13 protein-coding genes are annotated in these 16,313 nt (G+C 61.1%); 6 read left to right on the top strand and 7 right to left on the bottom strand.

Translation table 11 applies throughout. From position 1 onward, the window contains the following. The gene (locus tag R3F00_RS03830; RefSeq protein ID WP_371280391.1) at positions 1-2,241 is read right to left on the bottom strand and encodes a hypothetical protein; all 2,241 of its coding nucleotides are present in this window, start codon (positions 2,239-2,241) and stop codon (positions 1-3) included. A 282-nt stretch (positions 2,242-2,523) separates the two neighbouring features. Between R3F00_RS03830 and R3F00_RS03825 the strand changes: the two genes are divergently transcribed. After that, on the top strand, positions 2,524-3,246 hold the full coding sequence (locus R3F00_RS03825) for a class I SAM-dependent methyltransferase (RefSeq protein WP_371280389.1): 723 nt from the start codon (positions 2,524-2,526) through the stop codon (positions 3,244-3,246). Here R3F00_RS03825 and R3F00_RS03820 read toward each other — a convergent pair. From R3F00_RS03820 to R3F00_RS03805, 4 genes are read right to left on the bottom strand one after another with little or no spacing between them, the layout of a single operon-like run. Then, positions 3,238-3,672 carry a GtrA family protein gene (locus R3F00_RS03820; protein ID WP_371280388.1) on the bottom strand — a complete coding sequence of 145 codons (435 nt, stop codon included), beginning with the start codon at positions 3,670-3,672 and terminating at the stop codon, positions 3,238-3,240. The genes R3F00_RS03825 and R3F00_RS03820 overlap by 9 nt on opposite strands. Next, positions 3,669-4,637 (bottom strand): glycosyltransferase family 2 protein, encoded by a 969-nt coding sequence (locus tag R3F00_RS03815; RefSeq protein WP_371280387.1) that lies wholly within the window; start codon positions 4,635-4,637, stop codon positions 3,669-3,671. Before R3F00_RS03815 ends, R3F00_RS03820 begins: the two co-directional genes overlap by 4 nt. Positions 4,638-4,672: 35 nt before the next feature. Then, entirely contained in the window at positions 4,673-5,611 is a 939-nt protein-coding gene (locus R3F00_RS03810; protein ID WP_371280386.1) for an NAD-dependent epimerase/dehydratase family protein, read from the bottom strand. 43 nt (positions 5,612-5,654) lie between these two features. Next, entirely contained in the window at positions 5,655-7,643 is a 1,989-nt protein-coding gene (locus R3F00_RS03805; protein WP_371280384.1) for an acetoacetate--CoA ligase, read from the bottom strand. A 307-nt stretch (positions 7,644-7,950) separates the two neighbouring features. On the opposite strand from R3F00_RS03805, the gene R3F00_RS03800 reads away from it, so the two are divergent. Further along, a complete protein-coding gene (locus R3F00_RS03800) occupies positions 7,951-8,793 on the top strand; it encodes a hypothetical protein (protein WP_371280383.1) in 843 nt (280 codons plus the stop codon). Between the two features lie 274 nt (positions 8,794-9,067). Here R3F00_RS03800 and R3F00_RS03795 read toward each other — a convergent pair whose 3' ends face one another. Then, entirely contained in the window at positions 9,068-11,137 is a 2,070-nt protein-coding gene (locus R3F00_RS03795) for a sodium-translocating pyrophosphatase (protein WP_371280382.1), read from the bottom strand. 405 nt (positions 11,138-11,542) lie between these two features. Beyond that, the gene (locus tag R3F00_RS03790; protein ID WP_371280381.1) at positions 11,543-12,799 is read right to left on the bottom strand and encodes a 6-phosphofructokinase; all 1,257 of its coding nucleotides are present in this window, start codon (positions 12,797-12,799) and stop codon (positions 11,543-11,545) included. A gap of 177 nt (positions 12,800-12,976) precedes the next feature. Between R3F00_RS03790 and R3F00_RS03785 the strand changes: the two genes are divergently transcribed. The 4 genes from R3F00_RS03785 (at position 12,977) to R3F00_RS03770 (ending at position 16,248) form a co-directional block, all read left to right on the top strand. Further along, positions 12,977-13,540 carry an adenylate kinase gene (locus tag R3F00_RS03785; protein ID WP_371280380.1) on the top strand — a complete coding sequence of 188 codons (564 nt, stop codon included), beginning with the start codon at positions 12,977-12,979 and terminating at the stop codon, positions 13,538-13,540. A gap of 72 nt (positions 13,541-13,612) precedes the next feature. Further along, positions 13,613-14,164, top strand: a complete 552-nt coding sequence (locus R3F00_RS03780; RefSeq protein ID WP_371280379.1) for a hypothetical protein — start codon at positions 13,613-13,615, stop codon at positions 14,162-14,164. Between the two features lie 83 nt (positions 14,165-14,247). Continuing rightward, on the top strand, positions 14,248-15,642 hold the full coding sequence (mpl, locus tag R3F00_RS03775) for a UDP-N-acetylmuramate:L-alanyl-gamma-D-glutamyl-meso-diaminopimelate ligase (RefSeq protein WP_371280378.1): 1,395 nt from the start codon (positions 14,248-14,250) through the stop codon (positions 15,640-15,642). 15 nt (positions 15,643-15,657) lie between these two features. After that, positions 15,658-16,248 (top strand): LON peptidase substrate-binding domain-containing protein, encoded by a 591-nt coding sequence (locus R3F00_RS03770; protein ID WP_371280377.1) that lies wholly within the window; start codon positions 15,658-15,660, stop codon positions 16,246-16,248. Positions 16,249-16,313: the final 65 nt, after the last annotated feature.

Below are 16,313 nucleotides of genomic sequence, written 5' to 3'. Positions count from 1 at the left end.
TTACTTCCTGGCGTTGCCCTTTGGCTTGTGTGCTGTCACCAGCTTTCCAGCGTCTGCGTTCGAGAAGATCGCATCTTTGACGAAGTGCCAATCGTCGGGTCTTAGGAGCACGCCGTGCTCGTCCACCGCGCCCAGCAGTAGTTCGTTCAGCTGATAAGCGCGGTTGGCTGCAGAGGATCCAGAGGATGCATTTTCTGCTGAAGTCGTCCGCAGCTCTAGAGTGCTCATCCCCGAAGGGAGGTCGATGATCGTATCGATCTCGCAATTTCCCCGCCCGTCGAAATCGAATCGTTGAAGTTCGGCGCCGTCCAGACTTGCGGCGATGGTGGCAGGGTTCTCACTGGACAGTGCAATACGAATCCTGGCAGGCAAGGTTCGTCTCGTTGGATTGAGCAGGAAGATCGACGCTGCACCACTACCGGTGGTTTTGGCAAATTGCCGGCCACTCGACCCGGGCAACCAGTTCGAGAATCCGCCGCCGAGTACCGGCAGTAGCATAGGCGCGCCCGACTCACTCGTCTCTCTGTTCAGCAGGAATAGTGCGCAACTCCTATCCGGGCATATCAAGGCGGGCTCACCGATCTCTTCGGTAATCTGCAGCTCGACAGCCATTCCTGCATCCCTGTATGCACGTCGTTCGACCAATATGGCGTTGAACCCCGAAGCTGCCAACGTTGAGATTCGCTCGGGCAAGGAGAGGGATTCGACATGGCGTATCCACTGATCGCCCGGACTCAGGCTCATGGACCCGTAGCTCCATGCGATATTCTTGGTGTGCAGGTAGCGGCGTGAAAGTCCATAGACCTGTTCGGCATAGAGGGGGGCAGATTCAGGAAACAGAACGTAGGGCAACTGATAGACGCGATCCCCCTTGTTCAGGATTTGCATGATCGCCGCCCCATTTTGGGCATCATTCTCATAGGTCAATTGAAAGTTCGGGGCCAGTCTTCCCGCGTTCGCAGGAATCTGATCCCACAAGCCCACTGCCAGGAACGCAACAGCCAGACACGCATTGAGCAGACTGCGCTTAAGAGCTGAACTGACCCGGGCAGTTATCTGACTTGCGCCCCAGAACAGTGCGCAGAGAGACAGAAAGGCAATGACAATACTGATCCGGTTCAATCCCCGGAACTGAGGTGTGACTACCCACGAAAATAGTGCGCCAACTCCGCCGATCGTCCCGAACAGAAAGGCGACGAGGTTGAGTCCACCGATCCTTGAAAGCGTATTCGGTGCGATGGATCGCCGGCGAATCAGGACGGCCCCAATCGATATCAGGAAGCCGGCCAATCCGAGTAGTCCCAGCGATGAAGTCATGTTTTCGTTGACCAGCGGGGCCTTCTGGCCATAGGTTTCTGCAATCCTGCTCATGTAGGCGTTTCGATGCACCTTTGTAGGCAGGGCAAGCTGGATGAATTTCAATCCATAGTTCTCTGCTTCCTGAGGCTCGCGCTCGACAAGCGCTGCTTCCTGAGGGTGCGCTGCCAGATAGTCGAGATGCGGCGCCAGGTTGAGCCACAGGGAGGCGATTACGAAGGCGCCTGTCATCGCGCCAGTCAGAATAGGTCGCCAGCTAGCCCTTTCGATGCTGGCTGTAATTGCGGCGAACAAGATCAGGATGGATCCGAAAAAGGCGTAGTAGACGCCGCTGCTGACTGCAATGATCGTGAGCGAGCCGTAGGCCAGGATGGCCATGGGTCTTGGCTTGATCTCCGATGAGTCGTACAACCTCATTGCCATCCAGACGAAAACTGGAACACTGGCATAGGAGGCAAGAAACAGATGTCCGCCTCTGAGGAAATGAAAAGTCAGCAGTGAATAGAGTATCGCTCCGGAAGTGGCCAGGGAGAGGCCAACTCCGATGGCTCGGAACACGAAATAGCTTGAGATTGAAACGGTCGCAAACGATGCCAGGTAAAACAGCGTGAAGGTGAGGCCGAAGTCGTCGACCACATGTCCAATTGCGGCGATGAGCGCCATATGGCTCCCTTCGACCATCGGGAACGGCCCCATGTCGAGCCCAAAAGGCGCACCAACAAGCGGGTTGTGCATATACCAGCCCGTCTCGATGACGCCCTTGATCAGCATGTTGTAAAAGAGCGCATCGCCCGAATAGCTACTTGGTACAAACAGAGGCGCGTTGCCGTAGCCAAGGAACAGTGCGGCAATCAGCAGGCTGGCTACAGCTGCTGCGAGGGCAACCAGCGCATCCATCAGGCGAAGCTTCGTAGCGTCAGTCATTGAACATCCGTGATTCGGTTTCCTGGCACAAACCCGGGCTCCCTATCCACGACGTGCGAGCTGTTCAGGGTGCACCAACAGCCATGCGTTGAGCGATGGCTCCGTACAGGAATATAGCGGAATATACTTGCCTCTTGCTCTTGTTCAGGCGCCTCGACACCGACTCCCCTCGCGGATTGGAGGTCTGCGCGGTTATTCTGCTCAACTTCCTGCAGCGTTCGATCTGCCGTGGATTTCGGCATGGTTTTCCAGGATCCACCATTCCTCAAGCGGATACTTCAAATGCAGAGTGACAATCGGTGGGCGGCGGAGTCCTACCCTGAAACCTACCAGGACGACGTCAATCGTTCGATCGGTTTTTCCGGACTCGGGATGGATATGTTCGCGCGTGGCAGGGTGGTCGACACGCTTGAACTTCTGCGATTGCATTCCGCTGCGGGTGAAGGGCAGGTCAGTTGCCTCGATATCGGATGCGGTGTCGGTGTCTCCCACCCGCTTCTGAAGCCTCACCTGAGTCGTCTGGTCGGCGTCGATGTCTCTGCCGAGGCCATCGAGGCTGCACGTGGTGCAAACGAGGGGGTCGAGTACGCCGTACAGGAAGTGGAGCGGCTTCCATTCGATGATGCGACCTTCGATTTCTGCAGCACCACCTGCGTCATGCACCACGTGCCACCTGATCAATGGCCTTCGTTTGTCGCCGAGGCCTGGCGGGTGACCAAACCCGGGGGATTGTTCGCGGTCTACGAGCACAACCCGATCAACCCGATGACGCGCTGGGCGGTGTGGCGATGCCCGTTTGATCACGATGCGGTTCTGCTCCGTGCCCGGAGAGTGCTTGAGCTGCTGCAGGACCAGGGGTTTGAGATCGTGACCCGGCGCTATCTGTTCTTCTTGCCGTTCGATCGGCCGTGGGCACGGCGCTTCGACCGACTGCTGCGCTGGCTGCCGTTGGGTGCGCAATATGTCGTTTGCGCGCGCAAACCGATTTGTCGCGAGTCATCCTGAGTGCAGCACCCAGCGTGACAGCAGGAAGGTGACGGGGATGGTCAGGATGACGGCGAATCCAAGCGCCAACCACTGCGGAATGTGGATGACCTCGACGGCAAGTCGCAGCAGGGCGAGGCTGATCAGGAACTGGGCCACGTAGACCAGCGGGAATCGCAGTGCCGAGCGTTTGCGCATCGGCTTGCGGAATACAAACACCGCGCTCAATGCATAAGCCATGACGATGCCCACGCCATAACCGATCGTGTAGGCCACTTCGTAGCGCATCCAGTTGAGCAGCAGCAGATAGATCGCATAGGCAACAACCGTGTTGGTGCCGCCCATGATCAGATAGCGCAAGAATTCGCCGCCAACCTGGCGATAATTTCGCTTGCCTTCCAGCGCTGTCTCCGGATGCTTGGCGGCGGGATCCGATGGATCGATCATGCTTGCGGGAGTTCTTTCGAGCCCGGCGGTGTTCGGGTTTCGACCAGATACACGGGTTTGCGATAGGCCGCCCCCATCAATCGCCCGATGTACTCACCCAGCACACCGAGAATCAGCAGCTGTACGCCGCAGGCAAAAAGGATGACCGACATCAGCGAGGTATAACCCGGATTGGTAATCGTGCCGGCAAAGTAGCCATAGACGACGAACATCATGTAGGCAAAACTGGCCAGGGCCAGCACCGCGCCACCGTAGCTGGCAATGCGCAATGGCCAGTGGGAAAACGTCACGAAGATGTTGACCGCGTGCGATATCAGTTTGCGCAGGGTGTAGGCACTGTCTCCGTGCCTGCGCTCACCGTGTTCGACTTCGACGGTCGCGACAGAAGATGTCATCCACGAAAGCATGCCGTCGATGTAGGGTCGGCTCAGCTTGAACCCGATCAGTTGGCGGGCCAGCGGCCTGTGGATGGCGCGAAACGAGGAATATTCCGTGTTGAGATCCGGAAAGGCGCGTTTCAACGCACGCCGCATCAGTTCGGAACTGAGGTTGCGGTAGCGGGCATGCGTGCGCCGGGGGAACAGGCCATAGACCAGCGGACATTCTTCATGGCCTGCGGCGAGCAGTGCAGGAACGGATTCCGGCGGGTGTTCCAGATCATCGTCCATGGTGACAATCCAGGTGCCGCGGGCGTTTTCAATGCCGCAAATGGTTGCGGCGTGCTGGCCGAAATTTCGACTCAGGCGCAAGCCGACCACATGTGGATCATTCTTTGCCAGCTCGCGAATGACCGGCCACGATTCAACCTGGCCACGGTCATCGACCAGGATCAGTTCGTAGGAAAGGCCTGCAGCCGACATCGTCTCGGCCAGGCGCCGACTGAGCTCGCCCAACGCCATGCAGCCACCATAGACGGGAACCACAACGGAAACATCGATTTGTTCTTCCGTGGACAGAAGCGGCATCAGCAGTATTCTCGAATTCGAGTGTGTGGATGGGTTCAGTTCGCGTGCATGGCTCGCTGGCGCCATTCCCAGGTCCGTCGCAGGCCCGTGGCCAGGTCGATCTCTGCGCTCCAGCCGAGATCCGTCGCGATGGCATTCGTATTCGGCGAGACACTGGCGACGTCGATTCCGCGAGCTGGCAGGAACTCGATGCCTATGCGCCGGCCACTGGCCTGTTCGCAAGCCTGAACGAGTTCAAGAATCGAGGTCGACTGCCCGCTGGCGACATTGTAGACGCGGAAGCGCTGCGCAGCTGCAGCTGCGCTCGCGGCAATGATGGCCCGCACCAGGTCGTCGATGTAGCAATAGTCCCGCACAATGGAGCCGTCGCCCCAGACCTGGAAAGTCTTCCCGTCGCTGGCGCGATTAAACAGGGTCGGCACGATGGCGAATCCCTTGGACACGGGCTGGCCCGGGCCGTAGAGATTGCTGGGCCTCAGCGAAACCGCAGACCAGTCGCTGGTTGCCACGCAGGCGTGCAACAGCGCCTCGGCGGCGGCTTTGCCGGCGCCGTAGTAGGAGCGCGGCCGCAGGGGGAACTCTTCGCTGGCGCCGGTGGCCTTGTCGCCGTAGATCGTGCCGCCCGATGACAGGTACACCAGATGGCGGGCAGGAAAATCCGCGGCGCACTCCAGCACGCGTGACAAGGGCAACAGGTTGCCAATCACCTCCAGCTCCGGGTCTCCGGCGGATGTCGCGGGGGTGCTGATACTGGCTGCGTAGACAATGGTGCTGCAGGCAGCCATGGCCTCGCGCAGCAGGTGCCTGTCCTCGATCGATCCGCGTACATGGGTAATGCGGCCCGCGACTCCAGTCGGCTCGGAACGTCCCAGCGCAAACACGGCCCGCTCTTGTTCGGCGAGTCGCCTGCACAGCGCCGATCCAATGAATCCCGCAGAACCGAGCACGAGTACGGGTCCGTTTGTTTCCATCATGTCCTGCAATCCTGGGGCGATCTATCCGACGCGATGCGGTCGTTCAATCCTGCAATTCGGGAATGATCGCATAGACGTCAAGTGACTGCGGGTTGGCGAGCGCCTGTCGATTGCGCACCGGCTTTCCATGAACGGCATCGCGGACTGCTATTTCGCTGGGTTTTCCGGAATGCGTACGTGGAATGTCGGGCACCTGGATGATCTTCGCAGGCACGTGGCGGGGAGTCGTGTTCTGGCGGATATGCGAGCTGATTCTTTCGCGCAGGGAGTCATCGAGTGAAATGCCTTCCTGAAGCACGACAAACAGTACGATGCGCTCGTCATCGTTCCAGCGCTGGCCGATCACGATCGATTCGACAATTTCCTCGAAGGCAAGCAGCTGGCGAGTGATCTCGGCGCTGCCGATGCGCACGCCGCCCGGATTCAGGGTCGAGTCGGAACGGCCGAGAATGATGATGCCGTCGCGCTTGGTCAGAATGGCCTGGTCGCCATGGCACCAGGCGTTCGGAAAGCGCGAGAAATACGCTTCGCGGTAACGACTGCCATCAGCGTCGTCCCAGAAGGCGACGGGCATGGATGGAAACGGCGCGGTGCAGGCCAGCTCACCATTTTCGCCGACCAGCGGCTCTCCGGCATTGTCGAGGATCTCGACCTTCATGCCGAGGCCGCGACACTGAAGTTCGCCCCGATAGACCGGCATCAGCGGATTGCCAAGGGCGAAGCAGGAGATGATGTCGGTTCCGCCGGAAATCGAAGCCAGCAGGACGTTCGCCTTGATCTGCCCGTAGACATAGTCGTAGCTCTCCGGCGCAAGCGGGGAACCGGTCGAAAGAATGGTGCGGAGATTGAGCAGCTTGTGCGTGGCACCAGGGCGGAGCCCTGCCTTTTCGATCGACGCAAGCCAGCGCGCGCTGGTTCCGAAAACGGTTATGCCTGCTTCCTCAGCGAGATCCCAGAGGACATCCGCGTTGGGCCAAGCAGGTGAACCGTCGTAGAGGACGACCGTGCAGCCGACGGCGAGGCTCGATGCCAGCCAGTTCCACATCATCCAGCCACAGGTGGTATGGAAGAAGAAGCGGTCGTCTCGCTTCAGGTCGGTATGCAGGACAAGTTCCTTGAGGTGCTGGATCAGCGTGCCGCCGGCACCGTGCACGATGCATTTGGGGGCACCGGTCGTTCCCGAGGAATAGAGGATACAGAGCGGGTGGTCGAAGGGTAGCGACTCGAAGTTCAGGGGCGGATTGCCCGTGCCGGCAAAATCGGCCCACGTGGAGACATTGCCCGGCTTGTTCAGCCTTGAAGGATCACCGGCATAGGGGATCGCAACCAGGGTGCCGATGGCCGGAACCCGCGCGACGACGCCGCGTGCCTTTTCCAGGCAGTCGAAGGGCTTGCCGGCATAGGTGTACGCATCGACGCAGAAAAGGACCTTGGGTTCGATCTGTCCAAAGCGGTCGACCAGGCTCTCGACGCCGAAATCAGGCGAGCACGAAGACCAGATCGCCCCGAGCGAGGCGGCCGCGAGCATGGCGATGATCGCTTCCGGAATGTTTGGCAGCAGCCCGGCGACGCGATCGCCAGCCCCCACGCCGGCACCTTTCAGCGCATGCGCCACCCGGGCCACCTCGACATGCAGTTCCGCGTAGCTGATCTGCCGGGACTGGCCGCGCTCGTTGTGTGACAGGATAGCCACGCGCTCATCCTTGTAGCGCAGCAGGTTCTGGGCAAAATTCAGGCGTACGCCAGGGAACCAGGTGGCCCCCGGCATCTGCTCGCCATCGACCAGGGCGGGCTCGAAATCGCCGCTTGAGCGAATCCCGCAGAACTCCCAGACCAGTTGCCAGAATTGCCCGGGTTGGCGAAGCGAGAAATCATAGAGTGGTGCATAGCGACGGATATCGTCGTTGCCGGTCCGCTCTCGCACGAAACGCATGAAGCGATTGAGGTTCGCCCGTTCGATACGATCGGGGCCAGGTTCCCAGATCGGCCTGCTTGAGTGGTAGGAATCCATGCTCTTGGCCTGAGGCGCCATTGAATCGTTTTCCTGTTTGACCGCCCTAACTTAGCAGGAACCGGGGCAGCACCGTCCCGCGTTGCCGGAAAATCGCATCGATGTCCCGGCCAGCGGTGAGCAGAGTGCCAGTCGGGGCCGCGACAGCCGGGCGCCGGACTGAATTTCCTGCGCGGCAAGGGCAGGCTGGCAGCATTCTTGCTTCATTTCGGCGGGGGTACTATCGTCGCTCGATGGTCAGCGTGGCCGGGGTTGCCGGTCGCTGGCCAGGGGCGCTTTTCTGGATGGATGCGAATGCGGCAGAAGCCGCGATCGCAGGAGAATGATCGTGGGCTTGCTCGACGAACTCGAAAGCGAAGCGCAGCGGCGCAAGTCCACCGAGGAGGACGCGGCGGCGCTCAAGGCTGCCCGTGAAACGGCCTATCGCACCGTGCTGGAGCCCGCCATGGCTGCGTTGTTTGCCTACCTGGGCGAGCTGGTGGCGAAACTCAAGGTGCTGCAGCCGAAAATCGCGATCAGGCACGCACTTGCCGGTTACGGCGATCTGGTCGGCTATGTCGAACACGAATATGAGCTGAGTGAATCCCGACAGCCATCGTCGAAGGAGATCACGCTGACCTTCTTCGCGCCGATTGCCAGTTCCGAGTGCCCCAGCGTGCAGGTTGAAGGGGCGAACCGTGTCCGCGCCCTGTCGGCCCTGTTCCAGCGCTATCGGCTGGGCGCACCGTTGGCGCCGACCAAGGATGCCTCCGGCGAGATCGTCGGCGCGACCTTCAAGGCCAAGGGCAGGATCCCGCTGACCGCCGTGTTTGCCGCCGATGCGGCCAGCGGGCAGCTGCGCATGAGCTTCAGCAACTTCGATGACCTGGCCACGGCGGTGAAGACCGTCGCACCGGATCGGGTCAACGAAGACTTGTACGATCAGATTGGCCGCTACCTGATGCGCGACCCGACCGAGTTGATGCGGGAAGTCCTGCCCGAGGATTACCGCAGCCAGCTGCGCGCACGCGTGCACCAGCAGGAAGTCAAACGGCGCTGGGAATCGCAGATCGTCGCGCGTCAGCAGCAGGACATCGAAATGCTGAAGCGCGAATACGGCATCGGAGCGCGTTTCAACAAGATTGGCGACGCCATGGGCAAGCTGCGCGGGCTGATGTCAAAAAAGCCCTGAGTGGGCCGGGCTGAGCGAACGCCCCGGAAAAGAGATTCGCCTTGGTCACGATGCCCAACGGCGGTTGTCGCCAATCACGGGGTGGGCCGCACTCCCGGTAGCCAAGGAGTTCCAGCTCGCTTTATCGATATCGCGCAGGAGTCGGGGTTCGCTCTCGCTCACCTCAAAACCACGTTTCAGCGTCGTTCGTTGCTGAAGCCTGCTCCTGCAGAGGCAGCGTGTCGCGATCCGGTCAGCGCCAGGACGGGTCAACGACCCGTCCTGGCGACTGCAATCAGAGCAGCGGCACCAGTAGCAGGGCCACGATGTTGATGATCTTGATCAGCGGATTGACGGCTGGTCCGGCAGTGTCCTTGTACGGATCGCCCACGGTGTCGCCGGTCACGGCGGCCTTGTGCGCTTCGGAGCCCTTGCCGCCGAAATTGCCGTCTTCGATGTACTTCTTGGCGTTGTCCCACGCGCCGCCGCCCGTCGTCATTGAGATGGCCACGAACAGGCCGGTGACGATGGTGCCGATCAGCATGCCGCCCAGCGCCTGGGCGCCGGCCATCGGACCGGCGATCCAGCCGAATCCGAATCCGACCACGATCGGTACCAGCACCGGGAGCAGGGACGGAACCATCATTTCCTTGATCGCCGACTTGGTCAGCAAATCGACCGCACGCGAGTAGTCGGGCTTGGTCGTGCCCTCCATGATGCCCTTGATCTCGCGGAACTGGCGGCGCACTTCCTCGACCACGGAACCTGCGGCACGGCCAACCGCTTCCATGGCCATGGCGCCGAAGAGGAACGGGATCAGACCGCCGATCAGCAGGCCGATGATCACGTAATGGTTGGAAATGTCGAAGGTGAAGATCTTGTCCGGATGTTCGACGGCCAGCTTGTGCGTGTAGTCGGCAAACAGGACCAGTGCGGCGAGGCCGGCCGATCCGATCGCATAACCCTTGGTCACTGCCTTGGTCGTGTTGCCCACTGCATCCAGTGGATCGGTCACCGCACGGACCTCGGGAGGCATGTCGGCCATCTCGGCGATGCCACCGGCGTTGTCGGTGATCGGGCCGTAGGCGTCGAGGGCGACGATCATGCCGGTCATCGACAGCATGGCGGTGGCTGCCACGGCAATGCCGTAGAGGCCACCGAAATGATGCGCAGCCCAGATCGCCGCACACACCGAAAGCACTGGCCAGGCGGTCGACTTCATCGAGATGCCGATGCCGGCGATGATGTTGGTCGCATGGCCGGTTGTCGAAGCTTGCGCGACATGCCGCACCGGTGCGTACTCGGTTGCGGTGTAGTACTCGGTGATCACGACCATCGCACCCGTGAGGATCAGACCAACCAGGCTGCAATAGAAGATGTTGGCGGCCGGGATGACGATGCCGGCACCTACTTCAAGTCCCGCGCTGAACAGCTCCTGCGTGACGAACCAGAATGCGATCGCCGACAGAACGGCAGAAACGATCACGCCCTTGTAGAGGGCATTCATGATCTTGCCGCCGGAACTCGTCCGGACGAAGAACGTGCCAACGATCGAGGCAACGATCGAGACGCCGCCCAGCACGACCGGATAGAGCACGGCGTTCGGATTGCCGGCAAACATGACGCCGCCGAGCAACATGGTTGCAATCAGGGTGACTGCGTAGGTCTCGAACAGATCGGCTGCCATGCCGGCGCAATCGCCGACGTTGTCGCCGACATTGTCGGCAATCACAGCCGGGTTGCGCGGATCGTCTTCCGGAATGCCGGCTTCCACCTTGCCGACCAGATCGGCGCCCACGTCGGCACCCTTGGTGAAGATGCCGCCGCCCAGTCGCGCGAAGATCGAAATCAACGACGAGCCGAATGCCAGGCCGATCAGGGCGTGCAGGGCTTCGTCCGGAGTGTGGCCAAGCTTGGAGAGCAGCACGAAGTAGCCGGCGACACCGAGCAGGCCGAGGCCGACCACGAGCATGCCGGTGATGGCGCCGCCACGGAACGCGACCGCCAATGCCGCGGCAATGCCGCTGCGTGCCGCTTCGGCCGTACGCACGTTGGCTCGCACCGAGACATGCATGCCGATATAGCCGGCCAGCCCGGAAAGAATGGCACCTACGGCAAAGCCGAACGCGGTGGGCCAGTTCAATGCAAAACCGAGGGCGACGAAGAGCACGACCCCGACCATGGAGATCGTCATGTACTGCCGGTTGAGGTAGGCACGCGCGCCCAGCTGGATCGCCTCGGCGATTTCCTGCATGCGCTCATTGCCCGCGGGCTTGGAAAGTATCCAGCGAATCGACCATGCCCCGTAAAGAATGGCCAATACCGCGCAGATCATCGAAAACAGTAAACCATGTTGCTGCAACATTTATCCCTCCCAAGGAGCAGGCAAATCAGAGAAAACAGCGGAGACCCCACAAACCGGGCGAGTATAGCCATGCCTTGGCTGGCATCACATTCTTGCAGTGCAACATCCGGGTCGGATCAGGCGATAGCGGCGCCGATCCAGAGGTATTCCGAGCAACTTGCTTTCGTGTTGAACCGAGGCTGCACCGGGCCAGGCGATGGGAAGGATGATCGAAGATTGCCGAACAATTTCGGCGATCCGGAATCGCCCTTCGACAGATTCGGAACGAGCAGCAGGACTTGGTCCGGTCTGGCTTGGGTCAGAGTCATCCGGATCAGGTGGCCGTTGCATGCACTGCGTCAAAGGCGCCGCAAGGATTGATCCGATGCCGCACATCCGGCTGTCCAGCCTCCCCGCGCCGGGCAATCAGTCCGAAATCGAATAGCGTGGCAGCTTGGGTTTCACCATCACGTTTTTAAGGCGCACATATTTGGGCAGGCCATCCTTGCCCGAAGGCGGCGCTTCCTCGCCGCGGATCAACGGTTCCAGATAGCGCCTTGCTGCTTCGGTGATGCCGTATCCATCCCGCCGTATGTAGCTTTTCGGCAGCTTCTTTTCGTGATTGGCCACTTTCTTCAGCGGCGCGGGCTCGATCTTCCAGCGGTAGGGGGCATCGGAAGTCCGCACGATCACGGGCATCACCGCGTTCTTGCCGGCCAGGGCGTATTCGACGCCGGCCTTGCCGACCGCGTAGGCGTGCTCGACGTCGGTCTTCGAGGCGATGTGCCGGGCCGATCGTTGCAGGTAGTCTGGCAGGGCCCAGTGATACTTGTAGCCGAGCTTCTGCTTGACCAGGTCGGCCAGCAGGGGTGCGACGCCGCCGAGCTGGGCATGTCCGAACGCGTCCCGCGTACCGACTTCGGAAAGAAACTTGCCTTCCTTGTTGCGCACGCCTTCCGATACGACGACGGTGCACCAGCCGATGCGCTCGACGGTCGCCTTGACCCGGGCCAGGAAGGACTGTTCGTCGAACGGAATTTCGGGGAACAGGATAATGTGAGGAGCCTCGTCGGGCGACTTGCCGGCCAGGCCCGCAGCGGCAGCGATCCAGCCCGCGTGACGCCCCATCACCTCCATCACGAAGACCTTGGTCGAGGACTCGGCCATGGAAGCCACATCAAGGCTGGCCTCGAGGACGGAAATCGCCGTGTACTTGGCCACCGAACCGAAGCCGGGGCAGCAGTCGGTCACGGCCAGATCGTTGTCGACCGTTTTCGGCACGCCAACCACGGTCACCTCATGGCCGAGGGCCTTGCCAATCTGTGAAATCTTGTTCGCCGTGTCGGCCGAGTCATTGCCGCCGTTGTAAAGGAACCAGCGGATATCGTGCGCGCGAAGGACTTCAATCAGGCGTTCGTATTGATTGCGGTTCTGCTCGAGCGACTTGAGCTTGAACCGGCACGAGCCGAACGCGCCGCCGGGCGTGTGGCGTAATGCCGCAATTGCACTGGCTGACTCCTTCGAGGTGTCGATCAGCTCCTCGCGCAGGGCACCGATGATGCCGTTGCGGGCGGCGAGTACGCGGACCTTGTGCTTGCGCGCAGTCTCGATGACGGCGCAGGCGCTGGCGTTGATGACGGCGGTGACGCCACCGGATTGTGCGTAGAGCAGATTGCCTTGCATCGGGAAGTGGCTCCAGGTCGACGGGAAGGGGTCAAGACAACGCAGATCTGCGTTGCCTCAATTGTGCCGGTTTGACTGCGCCTGCTCCAGCAGATAGCTTTACGCCGCGTTTTCCTGCTTAAAGTCTAGCGCAGCGTCGTGGGGTTTTCCCCGAGCGCGCGTCATCGAAGGATCAGTATGCGACTCGTGCTACTCGGCGCACCCGGATCGGGCAAGGGCACCCAGGCGGCAATGCTCAGGGATTCACTGCGCATTCCCCATATATCGACCGGAGATCTGCTGCGGGCTGCAGTCAAGGCCGGTACGCCTCTGGGTCTACAGGCCAAGGCCGTGATGGACGCCGGGAAACTGGTTTCCGACGACATCGTGCTCGGCATGCTCGAGGATCGCGTGGCCGAGCAAGATGCCCGGGCGGGATTCATCCTCGACGGATACCCGCGCAATCTCGCCCAATGCGCCGCACTCGAGGCCTTGCTGGACAGGATCAACCAGCCACTGGATGTCGCCGTCAAGCTGGATGTGCCGAACGAACTGATTGTCGAGCGCATCGCTGGCCGTGCCGCTGCCGAAGGTCGCGTGGACGACACGCCGGAGACCGTTCGCGCCCGATTGCGGGTGTATGCCGAACAGACCGCCCCGGTCGCCGATCACTTTGCGGCCATTGGCAAGCTGGTCACGGTCGATGGTGTCGGCGAGCTGGATGAAGTCTTCGACCGTATCGTTGCTGCCTTGCCGGCCTGATCCTGACTCTTTCCAGTTCAGCGATCCTGGGCGGGGCTGCCAGGATCGGTCGCCCCACCTGACTCCTGAGTCATGAGCGAGAAATCCTTCACATTCGCGCGCGTTGTCGAGATCGTGGTCGGGCTCTGCCGCTTCCGTGGTGGACCTCAGGACCTCCCGTACTCGGGTGCCCTGCTCATCGCCCTGCTGGGAGCCTCGGTAATGCTCGACTACGGTTCGGGCAGCCTGCTGGGCTATGACGACACCCTGCTTGCGCGCTCGCTGCTGTCGATCTCGCTGCTGATGGCATTGTGCTGGACGGCCCTTTCCATCCGCGGACTGGCCAATCGCTTCGTGCAGACCGCCACGGCACTGGTGTCCTGCTCAATGGCATTTTCACTGCTGATTCTTCCGCTGGCCTGGTTCTTCGGCAACCCACAGGGCGAGGACGTGATCCTGACGCCGGCGCAGGTACTTATTGTGTGGCTCGGCCTGGGCGTACTGTTCTGGAAAGTTGCCGTGGATGCACACGTCGTGCGCCACGCCATTGATGCCCCATACTGGCTGGGCCTGCTGCTCGCCGTTTCCTGGGCCATTGCGGATTTCGCCCTGAGTCGCGCGCTGTTCAGTGAGGTGGCTGCCTGAGCGGAGGTCACGCTACGCCACGTGTTCAGCATGGCCTTCGGTCGCCGCGCTGCGCGTGGCGATCTGCAGGGTAAACTCACGCCATGAAACTTCATATCCTCGGTATCTGCGGCACCTTCATGGGTGGCATCGCCGCCCTGGCACGCGAGTTGGGACATCAGGTCGAAGGTAGCGACAGCAATGTCTATCCGCCGATGAGTACCCAACTGGAAGAACTCGGGATTGCCCTGAAATCCGGCTACGCGCCGGAGAACATCGACCCAGGCACCGATCTGGTCATCGTTGGCAATGCCTTGTCGCGCGGCAATCCGGCAGTCGAAGCCCTGCTCGACAAGCGTCTGCGCTACATCTCTGGCCCGCAATGGCTGGGTGAGCAACTGCTCGGAAGTCGGCAGGTTTTTGCCGTGGCCGGTACGCACGGCAAGACGACCACGACATCGCTGCTCGCATGGCTGCTCGAGTGCGCCAACCTCCAGCCTGGTTTCCTGATTGGCGGAGTGCCCGGCAACTTCCCGACTTCTGCCGCACTGGGCGGATTGGCCGTCCGTGAAAATCGGGCTGCGAGATCCCCGTTCGTGCTCGAGGCCGACGAATACGACACCGCCTTTTTCGACAAGCGCTCGAAATTCGTTCACTACCGCCCATCGGTGGCGATACTGAACAATCTCGAATTCGATCACGCTGACATTTTTCCTGATGTCGCGGCAATCCAGCGTCAGTTCCACCACCTGCTGCGCATTGTTCCCGGCAATGGTCGGGTGATCGTCAATGCAGAGGACGAGCGCCTGGCCGAAGTGCTGGCCATGGGCTGCTGGTCGCCGGTGGAAACATTCGGAATCGAACGTGGCGACTGGCGTGCAAGGCTGCTTCAGGCTGATGGTTCGGAGTTTGAGGTCCGGCATGGAGAAGCGCTGCTGGGCACGGTGCGCTGGCCACTGCTCGGCAGGCACAACGTGATGAACGCGCTGGCCGCGCTGGCTGCAGCCAATGTCGCCGGCGCCGACCTCACGGCGCTGTTGCCCGCCTTTGCCGATTTTCGCAGCGTGAAGCGGCGCATGGAGCGGGTGGCCGAAGAGGCGGGTGTCGTTGTCTATGACGATTTCGCCCATCATCCAACAGCGATAGCCACGACCCTGGCCGGTTTGCGCGCAAGCGTCGGCGGCAAGCGTATTGTCGTCGCCCTTGAACCGCGCTCGAACTCGATGCGTCTCGGCGTTCATGCCGATCAACTCGCACCTTCTCTCATTGATGCAGACCGTGTGGTCTTCCTTCAACGCCCGGAGTTGCCGTGGGATGCGGGGCGTGTCGTGACCGCCATGAACGGGCGTGCGACAGCAACGGCCAGCGTGGACGCCCTGCTGGATGCAATGCAGGCTGAGGTTCGAGCAGGTGACCAGGTGGTCTTTATGTCCAATGGCGGGTTCGAGAGTGCGCCGCGCCGTTTCGTCGAGGTGTTGCGTTTGCGTGGCAACGCCTGAGCGCACGAATTCCCGATGTCTACCGAAAGCCTGCCGCTGTTCCCGCTCTCTTCGGTCCTGTATCCGGGCGGGCACCTGAGTCTGCGCATTTTCGAGCCCCGCTATCTGGATCTGGTCAGGGACTGCACGCGCAACGACAGCGGATTCGGCGTCTGTCTGATTCTTGATGGCGAAGAAGCAGGGGATCCATCGGTGCCTGCAGCGATTGGCACATTGGCTCGCATCACCGATTTCCACACCTTGCCGGATGGCTTGCTGGGAATTCACGCGCAAGGCAGCAAGCGATTCACCGTGCTGGGCACGCATCTTCGCGACAACGGATTGATTCAGGGTGACGTCCGGTTTCTTGTCGGCGAAGAGCATGTTTCCATGCCGCCCGACTGCGGTCTGCTGGCCACGATCCTCGAGCGCGTCCACGAGCAGGTCGGTGGTGAATATTCCCGGTTCGACCGCACCCTCTACGATGATGCCGCCTGGGTCGGATTTCGCCTTGCCGAAGTCTTGCCGCTGGAGGCACCCGAACGGCAATTGCTGTTGCAGATCAACGACCCGATCGAGCGCCTGCATCAATTGATGCACCACTTGCCCCGCTTTCAGCGCGACTAGCCGTTCCGCGGGGTACCAGACTGTGCTTCGACTGGCCGCCGCAAGTGGCCGCTTCATTCGCGGGA

Origin of the sequence: Dokdonella sp. (assembly GCF_041395345.1) — a bacterium.
In the GTDB taxonomy this organism is placed as follows: domain Bacteria; phylum Pseudomonadota; class Gammaproteobacteria; order Xanthomonadales; family Rhodanobacteraceae; genus Dokdonella.
Note: the sequence above shows the minus strand (reverse complement) of the source record. Positions and strands in the feature narration are given on the sequence as shown.